Source organism: Dysgonomonas sp. 216 (genome assembly GCF_010501065.1).
Taxonomy (GTDB): domain Bacteria; phylum Bacteroidota; class Bacteroidia; order Bacteroidales; family Dysgonomonadaceae; genus QVMM01.
In genome coordinates, this window is record NZ_QVMM01000012.1 from 72,715 (window position 1) to 99,413 (window position 26,699).

Genomic DNA, 26,699 nt, shown 5'->3' on the forward strand with positions numbered 1-26,699 from the left:
TAGTCCATAGCTTGTATTAATAACCAATCAAACACCATGAATACAATTATAGGATTAATTATAATCGCCATAGGAAGTTTCGGACAATCAAGTTCGTATGTTCCTATAAATAAAGTGAAAAATTGGGCATGGGAATGCTTCTGGCTTACACAAGGTATATTTGCCTGGTTAGTTTTTCCATTCCTCGGAGCTCTGCTTGGAGTTCCTTCCGATAGCGGATTAATAGAGTTGTGGTCGTCGGGAGGCGCGCTTAAAGCTATAACATTTGGAGTATTGTGGGGTGTTGGAGGTTTAACCTTCGGGCTAAGTATGCGCTTTTTAGGTGTCGCTTTAGGACAAAGCATCGCATTAGGGACATGTGCCGCATTCGGGACAATATTTCCTGCACTTATCGCCGGCACCGATTTGTTACACGGAGAGGGACTGATGCTTCTTATCGGAGTCTGTATAACATTGGCAGGTATTGCTATTATCGGCTATGCAGGTAGTTTACGTTCGAAAAACATGAGCGAAGAAGAGCGTAAAGCTGCCGTAAAAGACTTTGCTCTAACAAAAGGACTATTGGTTGCATTGCTTGCGGGGGTTATGAGCGCATGTTTCGCCTTAGGACTTGATGCCGGGGTGCCAATTAAAGAAGCTGCCTTGATTGGGGGCGTAAAACCTTTATTTGCTGGACTTCCTGTTATTTTTCTGGTAACCCTTGGTGGATTTTTTACAAATGCAATATATTGCATTCAACAAAACATAAAGAATAGCACCGGAAAACAATATTTTGCGGTAGATAGTAGAACTTTGACAAATAATTTATTATTTTGCGCTCTGGCAGGAATTTTGTGGTATTCACAATTTTTTGGCTTGGAGATGGGTAAGAGTTTTCTTACCGAGAGTCCTGTACTATTAGCCTTTTCGTGGAGTATCCTTATGTCGCTGAATGTCACTTTCAGTAATGTATGGGGAATTATACTGAAAGAGTGGAAAGGTGTAAGCAAATCAACTATTGCGGTACTGGTTGTCGGTTTAATTGTACTTATATCTTCAATCATTGTTGTATCAATGGCGCAATCATAATTAAACAAAATATTCACTAATAAAAAAATTACATGAAATCTATTTTGGACAATCGTCCCGAGCTAGCTAAACAGGTAGGCGATGTTGCAGAGGTAGCAGGATACCTTTGGCAAAAGGGCTGGGCCGAACGCAATGGAGGCAATATAACAATAAACATAACCGATGTTGTTGACGATGAAATAAAAAGTTTAAAACCGATAAGCGATAAAATAGCTATTGGCCGAACTTTACCAAACCTTAAAGGATGCTATTTTTTCTGTAAAGGCACAAACAGGCGTATGCGCGATTTAGCACGCTGGCCAATGGATAACGGTTCGGTGATACGTATTCTTGACGACTGTGCGCATTACGAAATTATTGCAGACAATCCGGTAAAACCAACATCGGAATTAGTGTCGCATCTATCAATACACGATTATTTGATAGGCAAAGGATCGTCTTACAAAGCTGTATTCCATTCGCATCCTATCGATCTTATTGCAATGACTCATAACCCTGCGTTCTTAGAGAAGGATAAGCTTACTTTTCTTCTTTGGAGTATGATCCCCGAAACCCGGGCTTTTTGCCCCAGAGGATTGGGCATTATCCCTTACGAAATGCCAAGTTCTTTTGCTTTGGCAGATGCGACAATTAAAGAGCTTGAAGAGTATGATGTTGTTATGTGGGAAAAACATGGCGTTGTAGCTACAGGTGAAGATATTATGGAAGCATTTGATATGGTTGACACACTTTCTAAATCGGCTCAAATATATCTTACAGCCAAATCTATGGGCTTCGAACCAACAGGCACAACTCTGGAACAAATGAATGAATTGAGAGACGCGTTCAACCTACCTAAGTAATCAGAAAAATTATAAAATTAATTCTATAGAAAAAGCCTGCTTTTTTACGAGCAGGCTTTTTTATCTGTTAACAGAAATGTATTTTATCAGTTCTTTGGTACAATTTTATAGATTTCCCAACTATCGACATAAATATATTTTGTAGTACTTCCATTTCCATTATTAAACGAGCATTGTCCTTTAGATACATCTTCGCCGGTTATAAAAGAATGATCGAGTGCATACCACTGATTACTTGTGGTTGCGAAAACGAAGTTACGATCGGTTCCGTCTCCATCAACTCCGGTAGCAGACATACAGAAAGTACCCATCGATTTTACTTTTGCAACTACACGGTAAATAGTATTTGGCTCCCATTCGATATCCGAAACGCCTATCGATCCACTATTTGTTGTAGATTCGTCTCCCACTTTTACACAAGTAATACCACAATAAGGAACTCCGGGTTCGGAGACCACAGAAACAAGCCGACAAGTACCCGTTACCGAAAAGTTTGAGAGGCTCAACATATGTGGGTCGGAAACTAAATTTCCTTCCGGAAAGGTTGGTTCAAAACAATTGCCTGCATTTATACTTACAGCCGAAATTTGCTTTTCCGTATCTCCACTCTTGAAAACGATATTACCGCTAATATCTGTCGATCCATCATAGGTTATTTTTACATCAATATCTTTCGCTGTAGCTGCAATAGATGCAGGTTCGGCAGTTAGTCCCGACGGTAAAGTAATCGAAATATTCTGAGAAAGTTGAACACCCGAAACCTTAATAACCTGCTCACGGCTATTCTCGTCAAAAGCCAGACTTGTTGTTGATACTTTTATATCAATATCCTCATATATTTCCCAATTATCGATATAACCTATTGTCCCGGCCTTTTGATAATTATTAAACCAACAATTTCCACTTGTTGCCGAATTTCCGGTAGTGAAACGCTTCTCAAATACAATCCATTCATTGTTTGTATTTGCTATTTCAAAGTCGGTCGAAGCATTTCCATTATTTATATAGGTATTTCCTGTTCCTATTTGAAAAGTCCCGTTGGTTTTCACCATCGCCTTTATAACATACTTGGTGTTTGGCTGCCAGTCTACATTAAAAGAGAAAGAGCCGGTTGCAACATTCGATATTTTACCACTCGATGTACCACAGTAAATTTCACTTTTGAGCATTGTAATAGACACAGATCCCCAACTTTCTGAAAACTTACTAACTGCTGTTATTTCCGGGTCCGGAACAAGATTTCCTGTCGGAAACATTGGGGTAAAACAGTCATCTGTAACTGCATTCGCGTTCGGAATTGCTGCCAATAAATTAAATGCAGTAAACAATGATGAGGCCAATATATATAATTTTTTCTTCATTTTATTTTTTGTTATAGGGTTTCACTATTCTATTCTCCAACCACAATCCTGCTGCATAGCCCATACTAATTTGGCCATAATGCGGAGGTATTTCTCATTAGAGAATCCACCCGGATCACTTCCAACTTCTTCACGTTGATTACACCCGAAAGGCCAATAATGATATCCTCCGGCACTAAGCTTAGTATAGTAGCCATTGGTCAATTCATTTACAAGCGCATTTGCTACCGGCAGGTTAAAACCCGAATCCTGATACTCTATCCATTTCCAATGAGTTCCCGATCCAAAATAGTGAGCCATTTCGTGCATAGCTGTACCAACAAACAGATAGCGTTCGTTCGCTCCAAATTTCAACTGCCCCCGATAGCTAGCTTCAGCTGTAGGAACTCCCTCATGATGATCGACACGAATATTGGCTGTATAACCCGTATATTTGTTGAAATAATAACAAGCGCTATCCATTGCCTGCTTCAACATCTTAAACTTAGCCTCTCCCATATATTCAGGTGTTGCCCCTCCTGCAAAATGATAAGTAATATTTCCCATAACAGGAATTACCCTGAATTCTTTACCATAAGTAGTCCCCGATGCATTAGTTGCATAAGCTCGAACAAAATAATCGTTATCGATATTCAGATCTTCAATTGTGAAATTATACTGCCCCAAAGCGGTATTATCCATAACTTTTTTAGAATCATTTATAGTTGCACCGCTTTTTGTTGACCAACAGAAGCCATGTTCTGTAATTTCACTTGTTCCAGCATTTACCAGATTGCCTACGCAATAAGCCGATTTACTTGTACGGTTATATACAGCCGATATCGTTTGAATAATAGGCATTCCGCTTTTAGTTGTAAAACTAAGCTCATTTCCGTACGAAACACCTCTTGCATTTTTTATAAATGCTCTGGCATAATATGTTGTATTATTTTCTAATCCTGTAAGTTTTATGTCAGTCAAATCCATATCGGGAGTCACTTTTACTACACTACGGTTTATTGTAGGTAGTTTACGATTGTTCCAGCAAATCCCCATTTCGGCAACCGACGATCCGCCTGTGGATAAGACTTCGAGTCCCATTATTATGTTATTAAAAGATATTTGAGTTACTCCTAATGTTTTAATGGAAGCCAGATTGTTTAAATTTCCGTCACTAAAATTAATACTGTCAATTTCGGAGAGTGTAACATTGGTTAAACTTTCGTCCGATTGATAAATATCAAGCTTAGTTTGTTCATTACTAACTTTTATACTATCAATTTGTTCGGTCGAGAACTTTAGAACCGACAAATCGTTTTTATACAGGTTCAATGTTTTTTGCGCAGAAACACTTATTGCAAAAAATATAGCGACTATTATTAATAACTGTTTTTTCATTGTTTTGTGAATTTTACAACTTCGTTATTCGTCTTCAATATATATAAACCTTGTGCCAATGCCGAAACATCAATGGCCTGTGTCGAATAACTTAACTGTACAGTTAATACTAAACTTCCTGCAATAGAATATATAGACACCGTGTTGCTACCCTCCGGTAAATTTGTTAACGCAATACGGTCGGTTGCAGGGTTTGGAAAAACAGAGAGCAATGTTTTATTAACAGTTACATCTTCAATACTATTAAGAGACTGAGGGAAAGTAATATTCCTGACAGTTTGCATCCCGAAATTCTCAGAAACACTTCCATCATTATACGAAAAAATTAAATCGTCACCCGAAAATGTAATTTTATCCAACAACGAAAGCTCAATCTTTTTCTCTGTATTGTCCCAGCTTGTTATCTTCAAAGAATTTTGCCCTTGAATAAACAACGAACTGCCCAAAAGAGAAATAAAAGCCAAGTAAAGTTTTAATCTCATATTTTTCAGATATTAATTTGGTTAGTAAACCTGTTTACTTAAACAAAAGTAAATGAAAGGTAAAACATACACTTCCATTATTATTTCAAATAAGTCGCATTTTAGTTCACACTTACTTTTTTTAAGTGTTGTATAACAAAAAAAGGTTATGCTTATTCAGCATAACCTTCTGTTATATTATTCGAATATAGTAAACTTACAAAGCGTTCTCCTTAATAAGGTATTCTGCTATTTGAACGGCATTAAGTGCAGCTCCTTTTTTTATTTGATCGCTTACCGTCCAGAATGTTAGCCCATTCGGATTTGCCAGATCTTTACGAATACGCCCTACATAAACAGGCTCTTTACCTGTAACGAATAAAGGCATTGGATATTCTTTCTCCGAAGGATTATCTTGCAATACAATACCCTCGGCTTTTGCAAATGCTTCACGAGCCTCCTCAACACTTACAGGACGTTCGGTTTCGACCCATGTAACTTCGGAATGAGCACGCATAACAGGAACACGTACGCAAGTAGCACTAACCTCAATATCGGAATGCATTATCTTGCGCGTTTCGTTATACATTTTAAGTTCTTCCTTTGTGTATCCGTTTTCGGTAAATACATCTACTTGAGGAATAACATTATACGCTAATTGATAAACAAATTTTTCGACAGTGGCTTCTTCCCCGTTCATAATCTGTTTAAACTGGTTTACAAGTTCATCCATCGCCGATGCTCCGGCTCCCGAAGCAGCCTGATATGTTGCAACATGCACACGGTTGATATGCGAAATATTTTCAATAGCCTTTAGTGCCACAACCATTTGTATGGTTGTACAGTTGGGATTGGCAATGATGTTACGCGGACGTACTTTTGCGTCCTCGCCATTTACTTCAGGCACAACCAAAGGTACGTCTGCATCCATACGGAATGCGCTTGAATTATCGATCATAATTGCTCCATGCTTAGTTATAGTAGACGCAAATTCGGTCGAGATACTACCTCCGGCAGATACAAAAGCGATGTCGATACCCTTAAAATCATCGTTGTGCTTTAGTTCTTTTACTGTATAGTCCTTACCTTTAAAAGTATAGACATTTCCGGCACTACGCGCCGAACCGAACAACACCAACTCATCGAAAGGGAAGCTACGCTCTTCAATCACACGGAGAAATTCCTGCCCAACAGCACCACTAACTCCAACAATAGCAATTTTCATTTTAGTAATTAATTATTGATTGATAAAATATTATGCAAAGGTAAATATAAAAGTAATAACATTATATATCTTGATTTATCGTTTTTCCAATAAAACAACATTTTCAACATGATGTGTATGCGGAAACATATCAACTGGCTGAACTTTTGTAACCTTATACATGCTATCGAGTAAACTTAAGTCACGGGCTTGCGTTGCCGGATTACAGCTTACATACACTATCCGTTGGGGAGAGGCAAACAAAATAGCATCGATAACATCGTCGTGCATACCAGCGCGTGGCGGATCGGTTATAATAACATCAGGTTTTCCGTGCTCGTTAATAAATTCCTGATTCAGTATATCCTTCATATCTCCTGCATAAAAAAGAGTATTGTTTATGCCGTTGTTTTCCGAATTGAATCGTGCATCTATTATAGCATCTTCAACATATTCAATACCAACCACCTGTTTAGCTTTCTTTGCTACAAAGTTAGCAATAGTACCTGTGCCTGTGTAAAGATCATAAACCAACTCATTTCCGGTAAGCGCAGCAAAATCGCGGGCAATTTTATACAAATTATAAGCTTGTTCGCTGTTTGTCTGGTAGAACGATTTTGGGCCGATTTTAAATTTCAACCCTTCCATCTCTTCATAAATAAACCCGTTGCCTTTCCATGTCATAACCTCCTGATCTGTTATAGTATCATTGGCTTTTTGGTTAACAATGTATAACAACGATGTTATTTGCGGAAATTCTGACTCTACCGCTTTAAGCACACTTTCTATTTGCTCACGATCATCGTCATAAAACACAACAATTACCATCAATTCCCCGGTAGTAGAGGTGCGGACAATAAGGGTACGCATCAAGCCGCCACGATTACGCAGGTCGAAGAAAGAAGAACCTTCGCGAAAACAGTACTCACGTATAAAATTCCGTATTTGGTTCGATACGTCATCTTGTAACCAACATTTATTAATGTCGAGAACTTTATCAAACATTCCCGGTATATGAAATCCAAGCCCGTTCATATTATCGAAAGTTACCCCCGATTCGATTTGTTGCTGAGTCAACCATCTTTTATTCGAAAAAGTAAATTCAAGCTTATTGCGATAAAAAGTTGTTTTTTCCGATCCCATAATTGGGGCTATTTCGGGAAGTTCTATTTTACCAATGCGGGTAAGATTATCAGTTACTTGTTTTTGCTTATATTTCAGCTGTTCGCTATATGGCAATATTTGCCATTTGCATCCGCCACAAACGCCAAAATGCTCACAAAAAGCCTCTGTCCGATTGTCCGAATACTTTATGAAATTTATAGCCTTAGCTTCGGCATATTTATTTTTTTTACGCGTTACTTGTAAGTCTACAATGTCGCCGGGCACAACATAAGGCACAAATATTGCCATATCGTTTACTTTAGCTATCGCTTTGCCTTCGGCGGCAACATCGGTTATTTCTATTGCTTCGAGTATAGGAAGTTCTTTTTTCTTTCTTGCCATTAGTTGTCGTTTCTACTTTTAAGACCACAAATGTAGTAATGTTTTTGCAGTAGACAGTACTACTTTTAACTAATAAAATGTATTTTTGTATGTTAGAGTATTTTTTCGTTTATCCAGTAATGCCCACTATGAAGAAGTTTTTAATAGCCCTTTATCAAATATTTATATTTTTACCAATATTTGCTATTGCTACAATTATAACAGCCCTTACTGTTATGATTGGTTGCACATTAGGCAATAATCGTTTTTGGAGTGTTGTACCTCCTCGTTATTGGTCCAAACTTGCTTGTCGTCTTTCTTTATGTAAAATCACGGTAAAAGGACGCGAAAAACTAGACAAGAACACTTCGTATGTTTTCACCCCAAACCATCAGGGGGCATTCGACATTTTTCTTATATACGGATATTTGGGACAAAACATTAAATGGGTGCAAAAGCAGGAGTTGAGAAAAATTCCGTTTGTGGGTAAAGCGTCTGAAATTGCAGGGCACATTTTTGTCAATCAATCAAGTTTAAAATCGATGAAAGAAACCATAACCAAAGCTGAACAAGAACTGAAAAAAGGCGATTCGATAACCATATTCCCCGAAGGTTCGAGAACTAAAGACGGAACAATGGGACGCTTTAAGAAAGGAGCCTTTATTATTGCACAACAAATGCAACTTCCAGTTGTTCCCCTTACACTTAATGGACCTTTTAATGTGATGAAAATACATACATACCTTATAAATCCGGGAAAAATGGAACTTATAATACACGATCCGATTCCTACTCAAGGTATGACGGAAGACGACATACCCGAATTATTGAACAAAACTCATAATGAAGTACATTCCGGTTTATGGGATATTTATAAATAAGAAAACACAGACTTTTTTAACTATATAATTTTGTACATTTGCAATTAATTCAATTAAAACCAATAAAATCATGAGGTTAAAATATTTTTGCGCAGCTATTCTTTTTTCTATGCTAAGCTTGTCGCAAGTTACCTTTTCACAACAAACAAACTACCGCACGCACACTGTTTTAAAGGGTGAAACAGCTTATTCTATTGCTTCGTTACACAAAGTTTCGTTACAGGAATTATACGATTTAAATCCCGGTATCGAAAAAGGGTTAAAAGAAAAAACAATATTACGGATTCCTGCTACCCAAACAACCGCAGTGTCAGTCGATGACAATTCTTTTTTTCACAGTATAAAAAGTAAAGAAACTTTATTTTCGGTTTCGAAACTTTATGATGTGCCTATCGACCAAATTGTCGCTATAAATCCGGGGCTAACTTCCGAAAACTTCAAAATAGGCAATGTTATTCGCATACCAAAAGTAAAAACTACTCCAGTAGCATCAGTTCAACCAAGCGCAATTACTCAAAGCTATATCAGTCATAAAGTTGAGCCGAAAGAAACCCTATTTAGTCTATCTCAAAAGTATAATGTATCGATACAAGAAATAGCTGAAGCAAATCCTTCGGTAAAAGAGAACGGGTTAAAAAAAGGTATGATGCTATCTATCCCAACAGATCATAAAGCGGCATCTACAACGCCGGCACAATCGGCACCACAATATACTGAAACTGTTAATACCTCTATAGCTACAACCAACAATTATACTACCGAAAATAATAAAACAATGAAAATTGGCTTATTGCTTCCTTTACTAGATCAACGCGATCATCAGCAAAGTCGGTTCATTGAGTATTACGAAGGATTTTTACTAGCTGTTCAGGATATAAAGGCTCAAGGGTTTTCAGCCGAAATATACACATTTGATATAAGCAAAGGGCACAATACTAAAAAACTCGAAAGCCTACTCGATACTTACGAGATGAAGAACCTCGATCTTATTATTGGGGGTGTAACATCTGATGAAATACGCATTCTAAATAAGTTTTCCTTTGAACATGGCATAAAATATGCCATTCCATTTCCGGTAAAAGACGATTGGGATTTACAACAAAGCCCTGAATCTTTTCAGGTAAATTTGCCAATAAGCCAACTTTATGCCAAAGCCGCTTTTTCTTTCTGTAAATATTTCAGAGATTACAATGTTATTATTATCGAAGACGAAAGTACGCTTAACGATAAGGCCGATTTTATAACTACACTGAATAGCAACCTTACAATGTCGACATTAAAAAGCCGTACCATTAATGTTGGACAAAGTTTTGAAGCACAGTTTAAAAACGCGATCGATCCTTCGGCAAAAAATATAGTAATACCAACATCGAGCTCTATATTAACACTCAGTAAAATAATACCTACATTAAGAAATATGAAGAAGTCGTATGCAAATACCGAAATAAATATATTCGGTTACCCGGAATGGCAGGCTTATTCGGCTCAGTATCTTCAGGATTTTTACCGTTACGGAACATATATTTATTCTTCATTCTATGCCGACACTAATAGTCCTGCTGTACAAAGTTTGATGAACCGGTATAGAAACTGGTATGGGAAGGCTATGATTAACACATACCCCCGTTATGGATTACTAGGATACGATACAGGAATATATTTTATGACAGCTTTAGCCCGGCATGGAGACTCGTTTGAAAACAGGCTATATATGTTGAATTCAACAACCTTGCAATCGGCCTTTCATTTCGAAAAATCTAACGAAGGTAACGGATACACTAACTCCGGCTTGTTTTTCATTCATTACAAAACAGATGCCACTATAGAAAAGATTGATTTGAGCAAATGATAAAAAGGACCTTCATATATTTTCTTTTTGTTGTAGTATGCAGCATAAACCTTATAAAAGCCCAATCGAAATTTGAGCCGGAATGGAATGTTGGGATAGGTTTTGGGCCTACATTCTCTACTCAAAGTTTAATACATCAACGAGCCGAGATACCGGCACAAAATACACAACAGTTTCATGGCGGATTAGCAATTCGATATATATCGGAAAAGAATCTGGGACTAATTGCCGAGCTAAACTATAGCCAACAAGGCTGGGAAGGTAAATTTAAAAACAATCCCGAATATGCACACAAACATTCGTTAAACTATATAGAATTACCGGTTCTTAGTCATATTTATTTTGGAAGAAAGGGGCGTTTCTTTGTAAATCTGGGCCCTAAATTTCAATTTCTGATTAGCGAAAAAGAAAAGATAAGCGAAGCCTTAGCAAATGATATTGACGAAAACAGTACACCTCAATACAACAGAAATGCTCAGCATAAATTTGATTACGGAATAATGGGAGGTGTTGGATTTGAATTAAGAACAGGAATTGGGAATTTTGCCCTTGAAGGCCGTTATTATTTTGGTCTGGGAGATATATACAAATCTGGAGAAAGTGCCGATAGCTTCAGCCGTTCGGCAAATCGTGTAATATCGGCAAAGCTTACTTATTATATCAAAGCATTCTAAAACCAATACATAATGACAAAATTCTCAAAAGCGTTTTGGGTAGCTAACTCTGTAGAACTTTTAGAAAGGTTAGCCTACTATGCTGTTTTTATCGTAATAACTCTTTACCTGTCTAATGTATGGGGATTCAGTGATATAGAAGCGGGTATAATTTCGGGTATATTTTCTGCTTTGTTGTACTTCCTACCCACATTCACAGGTGCCTATGCCGATAAAATCGGATTCAGATCATCTATAATTCTAGCCTTTGGTCTTTTAACTATTGGTTATGGTGGATTAGGATTACTACCTACTATGCTGGAAAGCGCAGGCTTGGTACAGTATGGTATGGAAACAACTTTTACAGGTCTAGAATCCAGCCATCTGCGTTGGAGTATAGCTCCGGTATTAATTCTTATAGTTATAGGAGGTTCTTTTATCAAAGCTGTTATAACCGGAACCGTAGCGCGTGAAACTACTTCTGAAAACAGGGCTCGTGGTTATTCGATATTCTACATGATGGTAAACTTCGGTGCTTTCATCGGCAAAACAGTTGTAGACCCCTTAAGGAGAGGAATGGGAAATGAAGGTCTTGTATACTTGAATTTTTTCTCTGCAGCAATGACGCTAATAGCCCTAGTTGCAGTTTATTTTCTCTATAAATCTGTTAAAACAGAAGGCGAAGGCAAAAGTTTAGCTGAGGTGGGTCGTGCTTTTATTAAAGTTTGTACAAACGGACGCCTTATAACCCTAATACTCATTATAAGTGGCTTTTGGCTGATTCAAGGGCAGATGTATGCAACAATGCCTAAATTTGTAATCAGGATGATAGGAGCAGAAGCCTCGCCCGGATGGTATGCTAATGTAAACCCTTTTGTGGTTTTTATGTGTGTAAACTTAGTTACATCACTCATGAAAAAACGTACAGCCTTAGCTTCAATGACCATCGGTATGCTTATAATTCCTTTCTCGGCGCTGGTAATGTCCTTTGGCAATCAGATAGGAGCAGAGTATATTCTAGGACTTCATCCTATTGCTTTTATGATGATTGTAGGTATAGCTATGCAAGCATTAGCCGAGTGTTTCATTTCACCACGCTATCTTGAATATTTTTCTCTTCAATCGCCAAAGGGTGAAGAAGGATTGTATCTAGGGTTTAGCCACTTGCATTCTTTCTTATCATATCTGCTTGCTTTCGGGTTATCAGGTTTTTTACTTAATAAATATTGCCCTGACCCTAAAGATTATACGCCTGCTGAATACGCAGTAGTTACAGAAAATGCTCATTACATTTGGTATGTATTTGTCGGAATCGGCATGATTTCGGCTATAGCCCTTGTTATATATGGTATAATTACCCGTCGGATGGATAAAAAGGCAGCTACCGAAGCAAACACAATAGAATAATTATAAGTCCAAGACTTCATGACTAATAAAAAACCCTTTCGATTGATATATCGAAAGGGTTTGTAATTTTTATAAGATAAATTAAAGCCATTTCTTTCGTCGGAAGAAATACAGGATAATACCTGAAGCAAATACCATCAGCCCGATAGATAACGGATACCCAAGCTTCCAATCAAGTTCCGGCATAACAGTGAAATTCATTCCATAAATACTTGCAATAAGCGTAGGTGGCATAAAAATTACCGAAATTACGGTAAACATCTTAATTATCTTATTCTGTTCGATATTAACGAAACCGAGGAATGTATCTTGTAAGTAGTCCAGACGGTCGAAGCTAAAACGAATATGTTCTAAAAGCGAATTTATATCTTTTACCAATATAGTTAGCTTGCCATGCAATTCCCTCGGTATAAGTTCGCTTTTGAGCATGCTTGATACGGCACGTTGCTTCTCTATTATATTTTCGCGTAAAAGCATCGTCTTTTCCTGAAGGTTCTTTATTTCCATCAAAAGTTCCTCGTCAGCTTCCTGTATACTTATACTGTTACTCAAATCTGTAATATGATGAGTCATTTCCTCAATCATGTCGGCATCTACCTCTACCCGTGTTTCGAGCAAAGCCACAAAAACATGATATCCGGTTGGATAATTACGCGGATTTGCAGATATTTTCTTTATCGTTTCCTGAAACGACACAAGCTCTTCGTCACGTACAGTTATGAGAAGATTATTTTTCAATATAAACGAAACAGTCTCTTTCTCAAATGAATTTAGAAGGAAGTTGAGATTTACGACAAGCGATTCGGAAGTCTCCATATAACGAGACGACATCTCTATCTCTATCATCTCTTCTTCTTCCTGAATATATATTCTCAAATAGTCTTCCAGTTCATTTTCTATCTCTTCATCAACATTGTTTAAGTCAATCCAAAGAAAATTTTTGATCGGGGTTTCTTTAAGAAATTCAAGGCTACGGCTTATCCGTATAACATTATCCTTATGGTAAAAGAGTTTGATTTCTGACATACTCTCCGCTTTTTGATAGGTTCTTTACTCGTTTTCCGAATTGTATTCCCGGTTTTGCAGGCATTTTTTTGCAATATTGGTTAATGCCTCAAATTGTGTTACCGAGAGCTGTTCAGGCCGTTTATCAAATATTGGATCAGAATACGCTTCACAATCTTTACCCAAAAGAGGTTTCATCGAGTTTCGCAATGTTTTGCGGCGTTGATTAAAGCTTGTTTTAACAACCGTCTTGAAAAGTTTTTCATCGCAATCCAGCTGTTTGCGCCCGTTCCTTGTTAATTTGATAACGGCCGATTTGACCTTAGGCGGAGGGTCGAAAACCTGTTCGCTGACCGTAAATAAATACTCTATATCATACCAAGCCTGTAACAATACACTTAATATTCCATATGATTTATTCCCTGGCTTCGAAGCTATACGTTCTGCAACTTCTTTCTGTAACATTCCCGAACAAAACGGGATGCGATCTTTATAATCCAGTACCTTAAAAAATATTTGAGACGAAATGTTATACGGATAATTACCTATAACACAAAACTGGTCTGTATAGATATCAGAAATATCCAGTTTTAAAAAATCGGCCTCAATTATCTTCCCTTTAAGCGTGGGAAAACGTTCTTCCAAATAAGGGATCGATTCCTTATCAAGTTCAACAACCGTAAGGTCTCCCTTGTCAATGAGAAACTGTGTAAGTACCCCCATTCCGGGCCCTACCTCTATGATAGGAGTACCAGCAAAATCGTCAACCGTATCGGCTATTCGTTTTGCTATTTGCAAATCTTTAAGGAAATGCTGACCCAGGAATTTTTTTGGTTTAACAGCTCTCATCCACAACTTATGATTATATTTGTAGCTTGCAAAGATAATGAATATTTTTTAAGGCTTTTAGCGAGCTGTCGAAAAATAATAACATTCAGCTATTTATAAAACATCGGATAAATGGATAATAATATTGAAGAAACCATCCCTCAGAAAAAATCACTGGTAAAAACTATCCTTCAAATAATTCTTCCTCTAGGTCTGGGCATTCTTATTGTCTACTTCTTCGTAAAGGATATCGATCCCAAGGAATTATGGTCGATACTTAAAAATGCAAATTGGGGTATCTTATTATTTTCTCTCATATTTGGGTTGTTAGGTAATACTATCAGAGGATATCGATGGGAGCTACTTATTCGCCCGCTTGGATACTCTCCTAAAGTATCAAATCTTTGTTTTGCAATTTATGGAGGTTATGCCGTAAACTTTGCTTTGCCTCGTGCAGGAGAAATATGGAGATGCGGAATTGTTGCCAAAGACGAAAAAATTCCCTTCACAAAATTATTTGGAACAATGATCTTGGATCGTGTACTAGACACACTCACTGTTTTGCTAATAACTGTTGTTGCATTTTTTCTTAATATGCAATTTTTAATGAAACAGAGCGAAGAAAGTTTGGGTAGTATATCGCGACTAATAACATCGCCCTATTTATATATAGGAATATTAGTTTCCGTTCTTATAATATTTGTTGTATTCAAATATATGGGAGAGAACTTCATTGTAAAAAAAGTGAAAGATCTTCTTGTCGGAATGTGGAACGACATGAAAGACATCTGGAAGATGAAAACAAAAGGACGATTGATTTTCTACTCTCTTGCAATCTGGACATCCTATTTCTTCTATTTTTATATAACATTTTTCGCCTTTGGGTTTACTGAAAATTTAGGATTTATTGCAGCATTAGTAGCATTTGCCCTTAGCAGTATAAGTATGGGAGTGCCATCGAACGGAGGATTAGGCCCATGGCAGCTTGCCGTAATAGCCTCGCTTACACTATATGGTGTAAACAATGTTGAAGCAACAGCCTTTGCAACAGGTGTATTTGCAATACAATCGCTTTGGGTAATTCTTTGCGGATTATTTGGAATCACTGCTATGGCTATCAGGAATCGAAAATAATAATCCCTACAGAAACGATAAAGAAACATTGTTAAACAGGTCAAAATATGTCATTACTTATATCAGTTATAATCCCTGTTTATAATACGGAAAAATATCTGTCAAGATGCCTTGACTCTGTAATAAAACAAACATACACAAAACTCGAAATTATCCTGATTAATGATGGATCTACCGATTCGTCCGGAGATATATGCGACAATTATGCACAACAAGACTCCCGCATAAAAGTTGTTCACAAAAAGAATGCCGGAGTTTCGGCAGCTCGTAATTCCGGACTGATGTACGCTAATGGCGATTATATCAGCTTTATTGATTCTGACGACAGAATAGAACATAATATGTACGAGATTCTGACATCCCACCTGAAAGACTGTCAGGCAGACATTGTCAGATTCAATGCCTATAGAGGTAAACATATAATGAACAGAATTCCTTTCGATGGCTTATATGAAAATCAAAAGTTAAAGACCGAAATTCTGCATACAATGATAGGTGCTGATAAATTCGGGGGAACATTTATACAAGGTGTTTTATGGATGCATCTATTCAAAAGAGTTGTTATTGAAGACAATAACATACGTTTCAGCCCGGATCTTCGTCAAAACGAAGACCGCCTGTTTACAATAACAACAATATCGCACTCGAAGAGTGTTTTGTTTGTTAACGATGTGTTGTATCACTACGAACTGAATGGGGATTCTCTGACCCAATCGTACAAGGAAGGACGATGGGAGCAGGAGCTCATCTATCTAGACATGCTTAAGCAAAATGTTATAGAGCCGTTATCTCGGGCAGATAATAAAATGGATTTAACACCCCGTTTGCAGAACGATTATTTGCTGCGTGCTATAGTAAGTATACATTACGAATTTTTTACCGGTCACAGCAATCCTTTTAATTTCAAAAAAAAGAGAATAGCTCATATAATAAAAGATAAAAATGTGAGAATTTCTTCTCGTAATATCAGGAAAAACAAAATCAGCCTAAAAGAAAATATACTATTGTTCTTCATAAAGTACCGATGCTCTTTATTTTTGAGTATTTTTGAAGAACTAACTTATATTAAAGGCAAACGGACATAAACTAAACAAGAAAAAAATAATGGATAAAATTTCGTTAGTAATACCTTGTTATAACGAAGAACAGGCACTGCCTTTTCTGTATGAAGAATTGGTACGGGTTTCGGCAAAAATGAACCAACAAACATTTGAATTTATTTTTATAAATGACGGATCGAGAGATAAAACTTTAGACATTGTAAAAGAACTACGAAGGAAAGATAAAAGAGTTCGGTTTGTTTCGTTCTCCAGAAACTTTGGAAAAGAAGCAGCTATACTTGCCGGATTAAAAGCCTCGGAAGGAGATTATGTTGCGATGATAGATGCCGACCTTCAAGACCCGCCCGCTCTCTTATCCGAAATGTATATAGCCATAAAGGAGGAAAGTTACGATTGTATAGCAACCCGTAGAGATGATAGGAAAGGCGAACCCATTATCCGATCTTTCTTTGCCCGCCAATTCTATAAAATGATGAATAGAATATCGGATACCAAATTGGTCGACGGTGCGCGTGATTTTAGACTAATGACTCGCCAAATGGTAAATGCCATTATTGATATGCCTGAGTACAACCGTTTTTCGAAAGGTATTTTTCAATGGGTGGGCTTTAATACTAAATGGATTTCGTACGAAAATATCGAACGTGTGGCAGGCGAAACCAAATGGTCTTTTTGGGGATTGTTTTTCTATTCGCTCGAAGGAGTTGTTGCATTCTCAACGCGTCCTTTAGCTATAGCTTCACTTTTTGGCTTGCTTTTTTTTCTAATATCTTTGGTTATGATTACTGTTATAATAACCAAAACTCTTATTTGGGGCGATCCTGTAGCCGGTTATCCATCAACAATATGTATTATATTCTTTATTGGGGGAATACAACTTTTCTGTCTCGGTATTTTAGGGCAATACATATCCCGTACTTATCTTGAAACCAAACACAGACCCTTATTCGTTATTAAAGAAACTGAACAAGAATGACAGTATTTAAAAGTGTAGCAAGACAGATGAATAATCTGGCTACAACATTTGAAAATTTAACCGATAACATAGCTGTTCGAAGAATCCTTTTTGGGTGTGCTCTGCTCGTAATTTTCGGTGGTGTTTACATCTTAAATTCGCTCCATATGTTATATGGAGACGATTGGAGTTACAGTATGTTCGGAGACAATCATCTTAATAGTTTCGGACAAATTTTAGAATCGCAATACCGTCATTACTTTGTTTGGGGTGGACGAACCATTGTGCATATTATAGCGCAAACATTATTACTTTTAGGCAGTCCATGGAACGACTTACTGAACAGTATGGCTTTTGTAGCTCTTATAGTTGCTGTTTATTATTTGGTGAAAAAAAAGGATTCTCCCTACAACGTATCGTTACTTATAGGAATAACCATGCTTGTGTGGCTATTTCAACCTGCATTTGCGCAAACAATGCTGTGGATAGTTGGCAGTGCTAATTATTTATGGGGTACACTTATTATTGTTCTCTTTCTGATTCCGTTCAAATTACATTTTTTGAATGCAAATAGCAATGACAACCTTTTTAAAACTATCCTATTCCTATTTGCAGGAATTATTGCAGGATGGACAAACGAGAATATGGCTGTCGCTCTGGTTTGTATAGTTTCGGTATTTCTTGTTTTGTTTAAGATAAGGGAAAAAAGAATACCTCGTTGGGCAATAACAGCCCTTATAGGAACTATAACCGGGACAATATTATTGATAGCAGCACCGGGCAATTACGTAAGGTATGCCGAGTTCCCGGTAGAACAAAGTTCGATTGTATTACGGTATCTGGGACAATTTATTAGCGCATTGGCTTCTTTCTATTATTATTGTCTTCCTCTTGCATTTATTCTGGCTCTTAGTTTCATTATCCATCGTTATTACGGAAAAACCGAGCTCAAAAAAGGTACATTTATTTTATCATCCATATGGCTGGCTGGAGCACTAATCGCAACTTTGGTAATGTCGGCTTCCCCATTTTTTCCGGGGCGCGCTTCGTTTGGCATTAACACTTTGCTTATCATAAGTATTGCGGCCCTATATGCCAACCTCGATTTCAGAAGCGGACTTATAAAAGGTATAGCGTACACATCGTTAATTTTTGCTCTATTATTCTTCGTAGCCGATTATTACCGGGGATACAAAGATCTTGACGATATTAACACGGTTTTTTCGCAGCGTATCGAGATTGTAAAGGAAGCAAAACAGCAAGGAATTAAGCATGTTACTTTTGTTGGTAAACCAATTGAGCAAAAGACCCGCTTCGTTCATTATTACGATTTCTTTAACAATCCGGAATTATGGGATAATAATGTCTTTTCTAAATATTATGGAATTGAATCGGTTGAAATGAAACCCGAATAGCTACTAAAAGTAAGAAATCATCCACCAAAGGGATATAGCAGTAACTAATATCCATAAACAAACACCTTGTAAAAATGGATAAATACCAACCTTTTTCACCTCATCCATTTTTATAGATGTTCCGATAAAGAACAAGGCAATAGTCATGCCTTTTCGTCCCAGCCAGCTCAAATGTCCGTTAGTTTCTTCCATACCGGGAACATACGATCCAATAAGTATGGCAATAACAAATAAAGCAATGAACCACGGAATAGAAATCTTCGAAGCCTTATTCTTATTATAAAAAGCAATAATAAAGGCTACAGGTATTATCCACAAAGTTCGGGTAAGTTTTACTGTTGTTCCCACCTGAAGGGCTTTCTCTCCGTATTCGGCACATGCACCCACAACCGAACTGGTGTCGTGAATTGCAATTGCCGCCCAATAACCAAAAGTAGTTTCATCCATCGAAAATAAGTGCCCGACAACAGGAAAGACGAAAAGAGCCACGGCATTAAGTATAAAAATCACAGCAAGAGAAAAGCTAATCTGGTTATTCTCTGCGTTAATTACAGGAGCAATTGCAGCAATGGCGCTTCCTCCACAAATGGCAGTTCCACCCGATATAAGTAGAGATGTATTTTTTTCGACCTTAAATATGCGCCCTAAAAGTATACCCAACAACAAGGTTAGGAAAACCGAGACTAGAGTCAACACAAAACCCGTTTTGCCGGTATGTATAACTTCGCTGACAGGCATTGCAAAACCCATCAGAACAATGGATATCTGAAGCAAATACTTAGTCAATTTACCCGAATTAAAAACCGGCTCGCCTTTATACAGAAAGGCAAGAAAGATGCCGGAAAACAAAGCCAAAGGCGGACTGACAAACGGGAACAAACAGAGTGCGGGAATTACATAAAATAAAGGACATAATACTTTAGACATAACTATATTGATTTTTATACAAAGGTATAACAGAATATGAGATTATTAATCTATACACTATAAAGATAAGTTAATTAGTCTTCATTAAATAACTTAAATATGAATCTATGCTTTGATTTAAAAAGTAGTATCTTTGTACCAACAAAATTAAATCATACGACTATGTTTTCAGGTATTGTAGAAGAAGCTGCAACTGTGGTTGCGCTAAAAAAAGAAGGTGAGAATCTGCATATCACAATGAAGTGTTCGTTCGTGAACGAGTTGAAAATAGATCAGAGTGTTGCCCATAATGGTGTATGTCTTACTGTAGTAAGCATGACTGAAGATACATACACTGTTACAGCCATAAAAGAAACCTTAGAGCGTTCGAATCTTGGATTACTAAGCCCCGGAGACAAAGTAAACCTTGAACGCAGTATGTTGATGAACGGACGCTTAGACGGGCATATTGTACAAGGGCATGTAGACCAAACAGCCAAATGTATAAAAGTTGAAGAAGCCGATGGTAGTTGGTATTTTACTTTTCAATACAACTTCGACAAGGAGATGGCTACACGCGGTTACATGACTGTAGACAAAGGCTCGGTAACAGTAAACGGAGTGAGCCTTACTGTTGTGAACCCTACAAACAATAGCTTTCAGGTAGCTATAATACCTTATACTTACGAGTTTACTAATTTCCACCAGATAAAAGAGGGATCAACAGTAAACCTTGAGTTTGATATTATAGGCAAATATATAAGCCGTATATTGGCTGTTCAACAAGACTAATTCTATAATTATGGATTTTCTTGAACTTGTAAACAAACGTCAGAGCACAAGAGCTTACGATAAAGATAAAGCTGTTGAACCTGAAAAAGTCGCTCGTATTATCGAGGCTGCACGGCTTTCGCCGTCGGCTTGTAATGCGCAGCCGTGGCACTTTATAGTAGTTGACGATCCCGATCTGAAAAATAAAGTAGCCGATGCAGCATCGGCAAAGCTATTAGGGATGAATCACTTTACTAAACAGGCTCCTGTGCATATACTTATTGTAGAGGAGAAAGTGAATTTTACATCGGGTATAGGTGGAATGATAAAAGACAAGCACTTTGCTCATGTCGATATTGGTATTGCCGCTGCACACATATGTTTAGCTGCCGAAGCCGAAGGTTTAGGCAGTTGTATGCTGGGCTGGTTTAATGAATCGAAAATGCGCAAACTTTTGGACATCCCCGAAAGTAAACGTGTAATACTCGACATAGTAATAGGCTACCCTGCCCAAGGGTTACGTCCTAAAAAACGTAAGGCTACAGAAGAGGTCGTTTCTTACAACAAATATAAATAACATGGCTATATCGCAAAAGCAATGGGGGCATATTACAATGTTCTCCGTGGCAACTATGTTCGCTTTGAACATTCCTATCGGGAAATATCTTCTGTCAAACTTTATATCCCCATTCGGGTACACAGTATCGCGAATACTTTTTGCCACAATAGCCTTCTGGATAGCATCCCTATTTATGAAAAAGGAGAGGGTTGCTATAAAAGACCACCTTATATTGTTGGGAGGTGGCATTTTCGGGATAATATTTAATCAAGGCTTATTTATATTCGGACTGGGAAATACGTCGCCTGTCGATGCTTCCATTATCACAACAAGCAGCCCGCTTTTTGCCATGATAATAGCGGCGCTTATACTAAAAGAGCCCATAACGTTACAAAAGGCAGGAGGAGTTCTTTTAGGAATAGCCGGAGCCGTATCGTTGGTTTACAGCAGCCACCACGGAAATGTAACAACCGAATCGGGTATGATCGGGAATCTGTCTATTGTAGGAAGCTCGTTCAGCTATGCATTCTATCTGGTAATTACGCGCCCGTTAAGTACCAGATATTCGTCGGTAACTATAATGAAGTGGATGTTCCTGTATGCAGCAATCTTTTTCGTTCCGTTGTTTTATAAAGACCTTGTAAATGCTGACTTATTCAAGCAAACAGAAAGCCTGCCATTCGCATTTTATGCCTATGTTCTAATCTTTGCTACATTCATCGCTTATATGCTTATCCCAGTAGCTCAAAAAAGAATACGTCCCACTACTATATCGATGTACAATAATCTGCAACCCATAATTGCATCTTTTGTAGCTATCAGTATAGGGCAAGATACATTTTCAGTAGGAAAGCTTATTTCGGGCATTCTGGTATTTATGGGTGTATATCTGGTTACACAGAGTAAATCGAAAGCCGATCTGGATGCTGAGCAAATACAAACATCTAAGCAATGAAAAAAATAGGTTTGCTATCGGATACCCATAACCATTGGGATAAGAAGTATGAAGAGTACTTTGCCGATTGCGACGAAGTTTGGCATGCAGGCGATATCGGTTCTCTTGGACTGGCTGTGCAATTCGAGGCATTCAAGCCATTTAAAGCTGTATACGGAAATATAGATGACACTAAAGTTCGTTCTGCTTACCCCGAAATACTACGCTTCGAAACAGAAGGTGTAGATGTATTGATGACGCATATAGGAGGATATCCGGGAAAATACAACCCTAAAATTAAAGGAATATTGCAGGTGTCGCCTCCCAAGTTATTCATTTGTGGTCACTCGCATATACTAAAAGTTATATATGACAAACAATATGGTTGCCTCACAATAAATCCGGGTGCTGCCGGACTCTATGGATTTCACACTGTACGTACACTGTTGAAATTTGTGTTGGATAAGGGGCAGATTAAAGACCTTGAAGTTATTGAATTGGCAAACCGGTAAGCCCGATATTTGTCGTCTATTTATCGCAAACTAAAATCTACAACAGTCACACATTAATTCTATCAAGATACAATTAGCGCCCTTTACTGTGCGTTTCTATGTACATAGAATACTTCTTTCATAAAGATTATGTTTGCTCTATTTTAACATTTTAGTCAGAGGATAATCAAACTTAAAAAACCAACTTTGTATTTGCTTACTCAATTTATATAGTTAAGGATATGAATGAACAGATACTTTCGTTGTACGATTTGAATAGTGCGATTAAAAACGCCGTGAAAGGCTGCCTGCCCGATATGTATTGGATAAGGACTGAAACCAGCGACGTAAGGGAAAACCAAAATGGGCATTGTTATCTGGAGTTTATACAAAAGGACGACTCGAACCGCAATATAATAGCGCGGGGCAGAGCCTCTGTATGGGCAAATACTTACCGCATACTTAAACCCTATTTTGAAAGCGAAACAAGTCAGCCCTTTGTTTCAGGTATCAAGGTGCTGGTTTTGGTAAGCGTAGAGTTTCACGAGTTATACGGATTCAGCCTCAATGTTCACAACATAGATCCCAGCTATACTCTTGGCGACCAAGCCCGCAACCGTGCACTCATACTTAAACAACTAGAAGAGGAAGGCGTACTAACCCTTAACAAAGAATTACAGCTGCCGTATGTTGTAAATCGTATAGCTGTAATATCGTCGCCCACGGCTGCCGGATACGAGGACTTTTGCAACCAGTTAGAAAACAATAAATCAGGGTTTGTTTTCTATACAAAATTATTTCCGGCTATTATGCAAGGCGAACGGACTGAAGAATCGATTCTCTTGGCTTTAGATAAGATAAACCAATATATCGACCTGTTCGACGCCGTAGTTATTATTCGGGGAGGTGGAGCTTCTTCCGAGCTAAGCAGTTTCGATTCATACTTGCTGGCAACCAGTTCGGCACAATTTCCACTACCCATTATCACAGGAATCGGGCACGAAAGAGACGATACCGTATTAGATATTGTGGCTCACACCCGATGCAAAACGCCTACTGCCGTAGCTGAATTTCTGATCGCAAAAAACGAAAGTGTCGAAAACGAACTGTTATTCCTGCAAGAACAAATCAGCTATAAAACAACCCAGCTGCTCCAAAACGAAGCCATACGAATAAATAATCTGACTACTCATTTCTCGTATCTGCTAAAAGAGCAGACAAAGGAACAGTTATCCGAGCTTGCAAAAATTACCATCAGATTAAAAACAGCATCATCTCACCTATTAAAAGAACACGAACATGCGCTTGCGGTAAAAGCTCAATATCTGGAGTTGGTGTCTCCCGAAAACATACTGAAGAAAGGTTATACGCTAACCCTGAAAGGAAATGCCATAGTGAAATCTGCAGTTGATTTAACAAAAGGAGAGCAAATAACCACCCTGTTCTCTGACGGAAAAGTAATATCGACAATAGGTTAAGAAAACAGATTACCTGTATACATCTTTTGACGCGAATTATCTATAAGCAAGAGAGGCTAAATCAATAATCATTATTTCTTATTGCATATAGGTGTCATTTATTAATCAAAGACAGATTGTAATGCAGACTTAACAAAAGCGAGTATTATAATTCTTATCATTTGTAAAAACAGAAAGAATTCATGTTGTAAAACATGCTTCTATGCTAGACATTTTGAAATAAATGTTTAACAAATTGCATATTGTTTATTTGTTACGTAACTTTGTAGCCTCGTAAATGAGATATATAGTTAAGGGTAATAAAAACAACAAAATTAATTAACATTATGGACTCATACAAAGGTTTCCGTGGTACAAAATGGATTGAAGAAATTGATGTAAATAACTTTATATTAGAAAATTACACAGAGTACACCGGAAGCGACAGTTTTCTTGAGGGACCAACAGATGCTACTAACCGCCTGTGGGCTCAATTGAGCGAAATGTTTGTCGAAGAAAAGAAAAAAGGCGTTTACGATGCCGAAACATCTATACCTTCGGCTGTTGACGCTTATGGCGCCGGCTATATCGACAAAAACCTTGAGAAAATAGTTGGAGTACAAACCGACAAACCTCTTAAAAGGGCCATATTTCCGAATGGTGGTCTGCGAATGGTAAAACAAAGCCTAGCAGAATACGGATACGAAATAGACCCCAGAACAGAAGAAATATTTACAAAATATCGTAAAACCCACAACGAAGGAGTTTTTGCCGCTTACACAGATAGTATACGCAGGGCACGAAGCAACGGTTTATTAACCGGTCTGCCCGATGCATATGGTCGTGGACGTATTATTGGCGACTATCGTCGTATCGCACTTTATGGAGTAGACAGATTGATAGAAGAACGCAAGAAAAGATTTGCCGAATGTGATCCTATTGTGATGACAGACGACCTGATCCGCCTTCGTGAAGAATTGAGTTCTCAGATTGATGCGCTGAAAGCATTGAAACGTATGGCTGCTGCTTACGGTTTTGATATTTCGAAACCTGCACAAAATGCACAAGAAGCTATTCAGTGGACATACTTCGGCTATTTAGGAGCTATTAAAGATCAAAACGGTGCCGCCATGAGTCTTGGACGTGTAACAACGTTCCTTGATATATATATCGAAAGAGACCTGAAAGATGGAGTTATTACAGAGCAAGAGGCACAAGAATTTATCGACCACTTTGTAATGAAACTACGTATCGTACGTTTCCTTCGCACACCCGAATATGACGAACTATTCTCGGGCGACCCTGTTTGGGTTACCGAATCGTTGGGAGGTATGACTAACAGAGGGAGATCGCTGGTTACGAAAAACAGTTTCCGTATGTTGCATACACTTTATAATCTGGGGCCTGCACCCGAACCAAACCTTACGGTTTTATGGAGCGACCGCCTGCCTGAAAACTGGAAGCGTTATTGCGCAAAAGTATCTATCGACACATCATCACTTCAATACGAAAACGACGACATTATGCGTCCTCAGTTAGGAGACGACTATGGTATTGCATGTTGTGTTTCGCCAATGCGTATTGGTCACCAAATGCAGTTTTTCGGAGCCAGAGCCAATTTGCCTAAAGCATTGCTTTACACTATAAACGGAGGTAAAGACGAAAAAACAAAAGCTCAGGTATTGCCTAAACATTGGGTTGAGAAAGTTTCGGGCGACTATCTTGAGTTTGACGAAGTTTGGGAGAAATTCGACCGCACATTAGACTGGGTGGCCGAAACTTACGTAAAAGCTTTGAATATTATTCACTATATGCACGATAAATATTCGTACGAAGCTTTGGAAATGGCTTTACACGATGTTGACATTGTGCGTACTCAGGCATTCGGTATATCTGGTTTGTCAATTATAGCCGACTCATTCGCAGCTATCAAATACGGAAAAGTGCGTATTGTGAGAGACGAAGACGGTGACGCAGTAGACTATATAGTAGAAAAAGATTATGTTCCATACGGAAATAACGACGAAAACACCGATAGGTTTGCAGCAGGAATCGTTGAAAAATTCATGAACAAAATACGTAAGCGTAAAATGTACAAAGACGCTATTCCTACCCAATCGGTACTGACTATCACATCCAATGTGGTGTATGGTAAAAAAACGGGTAACACTCCCGACGGACGTCGTGGTGGAACTCCTTTTGCACCCGGTGCAAATCCTATGCACGGACGCGATACAAAAGGAGCGGTAGCATCTTTGTCTTCGGTTGCAAAACTTCCGTTCGAACATGCTAACGATGGTATTTCTTATACATTCGCCATTACTCCCGGTACTTTAGGTAAAAACGATGACGAAAAAATCGCCAACCTTGCAGGATTAATGGATGGTTACTTCAACCAAACAGGCCACCACCTGAATGTAAACGTATTCAATCGCGATTTGCTGATAGATGCAATGGAGAACCCTGAGAAATATCCACAGTTAACAATTCGTGTATCGGGATATGCTGTTAATTTCATAAAACTGACTAAAGAGCAGCAGCTTGACGTTATAAGCAGAACTATAACTACAAGCTTCTAATCTTTCTTACAGAAAC

Annotated in this window: 24 protein-coding genes; 16 read left to right on the top strand and 8 right to left on the bottom strand. The window is 38.0% G+C overall.

Translation table 11 applies throughout. The features are described 5' to 3' along the window. Window positions 1-36: 36 nt before the first annotated feature. Both rhaT and rhaD read left to right on the top strand, forming a co-directional pair. Window positions 37-1,068, top strand: a complete 1,032-nt coding sequence (gene rhaT / locus D0T53_RS08680; RefSeq protein WP_163266912.1) for an L-rhamnose/proton symporter RhaT — start codon at window positions 37-39, stop codon at window positions 1,066-1,068. A gap of 32 nt (window positions 1,069-1,100) precedes the next feature. After that, window positions 1,101-1,910: a rhamnulose-1-phosphate aldolase gene (gene rhaD, locus D0T53_RS08685; protein WP_163266914.1), complete on the top strand. Its 810-nt coding sequence runs from the start codon at window positions 1,101-1,103 to the stop codon at window positions 1,908-1,910. A gap of 86 nt (window positions 1,911-1,996) precedes the next feature. Here rhaD and D0T53_RS08690 read toward each other — a convergent pair whose 3' ends face one another. The 5 genes from D0T53_RS08690 to rlmD all read right to left on the bottom strand — a co-directional run bounded on the left by D0T53_RS08690 (window position 1,997) and on the right by rlmD (window position 7,819). After that, window positions 1,997-3,271: a hypothetical protein gene (locus D0T53_RS08690; protein WP_163266916.1), complete on the bottom strand. Its 1,275-nt coding sequence runs from the start codon at window positions 3,269-3,271 to the stop codon at window positions 1,997-1,999. Window positions 3,272-3,295: 24 nt separating this feature from the next. After that, on the bottom strand, window positions 3,296-4,648 hold the full coding sequence (locus D0T53_RS08695) for a hypothetical protein (RefSeq protein WP_163266918.1): 1,353 nt from the start codon (window positions 4,646-4,648) through the stop codon (window positions 3,296-3,298). Further along, window positions 4,645-5,130 carry a T9SS type A sorting domain-containing protein gene (locus D0T53_RS08700; RefSeq protein ID WP_163266920.1) on the bottom strand — a complete coding sequence of 162 codons (486 nt, stop codon included), beginning with the start codon at window positions 5,128-5,130 and terminating at the stop codon, window positions 4,645-4,647. The genes D0T53_RS08695 and D0T53_RS08700 overlap by 4 nt, the downstream gene beginning before the upstream one ends. 196 nt (window positions 5,131-5,326) lie before the next feature. Then, entirely contained in the window at window positions 5,327-6,334 is a 1,008-nt protein-coding gene (locus D0T53_RS08705; RefSeq protein WP_163266922.1) for an aspartate-semialdehyde dehydrogenase, read from the bottom strand. 75 nt (window positions 6,335-6,409) lie between these two features. Beyond that, window positions 6,410-7,819 carry a 23S rRNA (uracil(1939)-C(5))-methyltransferase RlmD gene (gene rlmD, locus D0T53_RS08710; RefSeq protein ID WP_163266924.1) on the bottom strand — a complete coding sequence of 470 codons (1,410 nt, stop codon included), beginning with the start codon at window positions 7,817-7,819 and terminating at the stop codon, window positions 6,410-6,412. A 128-nt stretch (window positions 7,820-7,947) separates the two neighbouring features. Between rlmD and D0T53_RS08715 the strand changes: the two genes are divergently transcribed. From D0T53_RS08715 to D0T53_RS08730, 4 genes are all read left to right on the top strand, one after another. Continuing rightward, the gene (locus tag D0T53_RS08715; RefSeq protein WP_255489421.1) at window positions 7,948-8,679 is read left to right on the top strand and encodes a 1-acyl-sn-glycerol-3-phosphate acyltransferase; all 732 of its coding nucleotides are present in this window, start codon (window positions 7,948-7,950) and stop codon (window positions 8,677-8,679) included. Window positions 8,680-8,749: 70 nt separating this feature from the next. Then, window positions 8,750-10,528, top strand: a complete 1,779-nt coding sequence (locus tag D0T53_RS08720; RefSeq protein WP_163266928.1) for a LysM peptidoglycan-binding domain-containing protein — start codon at window positions 8,750-8,752, stop codon at window positions 10,526-10,528. Next, entirely contained in the window at window positions 10,525-11,202 is a 678-nt protein-coding gene (locus D0T53_RS08725; protein ID WP_163266930.1) for a porin family protein, read from the top strand. Before D0T53_RS08720 ends, D0T53_RS08725 begins: the two co-directional genes overlap by 4 nt. A gap of 12 nt (window positions 11,203-11,214) precedes the next feature. Continuing rightward, window positions 11,215-12,588 carry an MFS transporter gene (locus D0T53_RS08730; protein ID WP_163266932.1) on the top strand — a complete coding sequence of 458 codons (1,374 nt, stop codon included), beginning with the start codon at window positions 11,215-11,217 and terminating at the stop codon, window positions 12,586-12,588. Between the two features lie 81 nt (window positions 12,589-12,669). Here the strand turns inward: D0T53_RS08730 and corA are convergent, their stop codons facing one another. Further along, the gene (corA, locus tag D0T53_RS08735; protein ID WP_163266934.1) at window positions 12,670-13,614 is read right to left on the bottom strand and encodes a magnesium/cobalt transporter CorA; all 945 of its coding nucleotides are present in this window, start codon (window positions 13,612-13,614) and stop codon (window positions 12,670-12,672) included. Window positions 13,615-13,638: 24 nt separating this feature from the next. Continuing rightward, a complete protein-coding gene (gene rsmA / locus D0T53_RS08740; protein ID WP_163266936.1) occupies window positions 13,639-14,442 on the bottom strand; it encodes a 16S rRNA (adenine(1518)-N(6)/adenine(1519)-N(6))-dimethyltransferase RsmA in 804 nt (267 codons plus the stop codon). Between the two features lie 111 nt (window positions 14,443-14,553). Between rsmA and D0T53_RS08745 the strand changes: the two genes are divergently transcribed. Genes D0T53_RS08745 through D0T53_RS08760 form a run of 4 tightly spaced genes read left to right on the top strand, consistent with a single transcriptional unit; the run spans window position 14,554 to window position 18,986 of the window. Further along, entirely contained in the window at window positions 14,554-15,555 is a 1,002-nt protein-coding gene (locus tag D0T53_RS08745) for a lysylphosphatidylglycerol synthase transmembrane domain-containing protein (RefSeq protein ID WP_163266938.1), read from the top strand. 47 nt (window positions 15,556-15,602) lie between these two features. Next, on the top strand, window positions 15,603-16,640 hold the full coding sequence (locus D0T53_RS08750; protein WP_163266940.1) for a glycosyltransferase: 1,038 nt from the start codon (window positions 15,603-15,605) through the stop codon (window positions 16,638-16,640). Between the two features lie 19 nt (window positions 16,641-16,659). After that, window positions 16,660-17,592, top strand: a complete 933-nt coding sequence (locus tag D0T53_RS08755; protein ID WP_163266942.1) for a glycosyltransferase family 2 protein — start codon at window positions 16,660-16,662, stop codon at window positions 17,590-17,592. Continuing rightward, entirely contained in the window at window positions 17,589-18,986 is a 1,398-nt protein-coding gene (locus D0T53_RS08760) for a DUF6056 family protein (RefSeq protein ID WP_163266944.1), read from the top strand. Before D0T53_RS08755 ends, D0T53_RS08760 begins: the two co-directional genes overlap by 4 nt. A 3-nt stretch (window positions 18,987-18,989) precedes the next feature. Here D0T53_RS08760 and D0T53_RS08765 read toward each other — a convergent pair whose 3' ends face one another. Beyond that, window positions 18,990-19,913, bottom strand: coding sequence for a YeiH family protein (locus D0T53_RS08765; RefSeq protein ID WP_163266946.1), 924 nt, complete (start codon window positions 19,911-19,913; stop codon window positions 18,990-18,992). Between the two features lie 162 nt (window positions 19,914-20,075). Here D0T53_RS08765 and D0T53_RS08770 point away from each other — a divergent pair, with 162 nt between their 5' ends. The 6 genes from D0T53_RS08770 to pflB all read left to right on the top strand — a co-directional run bounded on the left by D0T53_RS08770 (window position 20,076) and on the right by pflB (window position 26,683). After that, window positions 20,076-20,684 carry a riboflavin synthase gene (locus D0T53_RS08770; RefSeq protein WP_163266948.1) on the top strand — a complete coding sequence of 203 codons (609 nt, stop codon included), beginning with the start codon at window positions 20,076-20,078 and terminating at the stop codon, window positions 20,682-20,684. A gap of 10 nt (window positions 20,685-20,694) precedes the next feature. Further along, entirely contained in the window at window positions 20,695-21,240 is a 546-nt protein-coding gene (locus D0T53_RS08775; RefSeq protein WP_163266950.1) for a nitroreductase family protein, read from the top strand. Window position 21,241: 1 nt separating this feature from the next. After that, window positions 21,242-22,177, top strand: a complete 936-nt coding sequence (locus D0T53_RS08780) for a DMT family transporter (protein WP_163266952.1) — start codon at window positions 21,242-21,244, stop codon at window positions 22,175-22,177. Beyond that, window positions 22,174-22,668, top strand: a complete 495-nt coding sequence (locus tag D0T53_RS08785; RefSeq protein ID WP_163266954.1) for a metallophosphoesterase — start codon at window positions 22,174-22,176, stop codon at window positions 22,666-22,668. The genes D0T53_RS08780 and D0T53_RS08785 overlap by 4 nt, the downstream gene beginning before the upstream one ends. A 221-nt stretch (window positions 22,669-22,889) precedes the next feature. After that, entirely contained in the window at window positions 22,890-24,125 is a 1,236-nt protein-coding gene (gene xseA / locus D0T53_RS08790) for an exodeoxyribonuclease VII large subunit (RefSeq protein ID WP_163266956.1), read from the top strand. 326 nt (window positions 24,126-24,451) lie between these two features. Further along, window positions 24,452-26,683, top strand: a complete 2,232-nt coding sequence (gene pflB, locus D0T53_RS08795) for a formate C-acetyltransferase (protein WP_163266958.1) — start codon at window positions 24,452-24,454, stop codon at window positions 26,681-26,683. The last annotated feature ends 16 nt before the right edge of the window (window positions 26,684-26,699 follow it).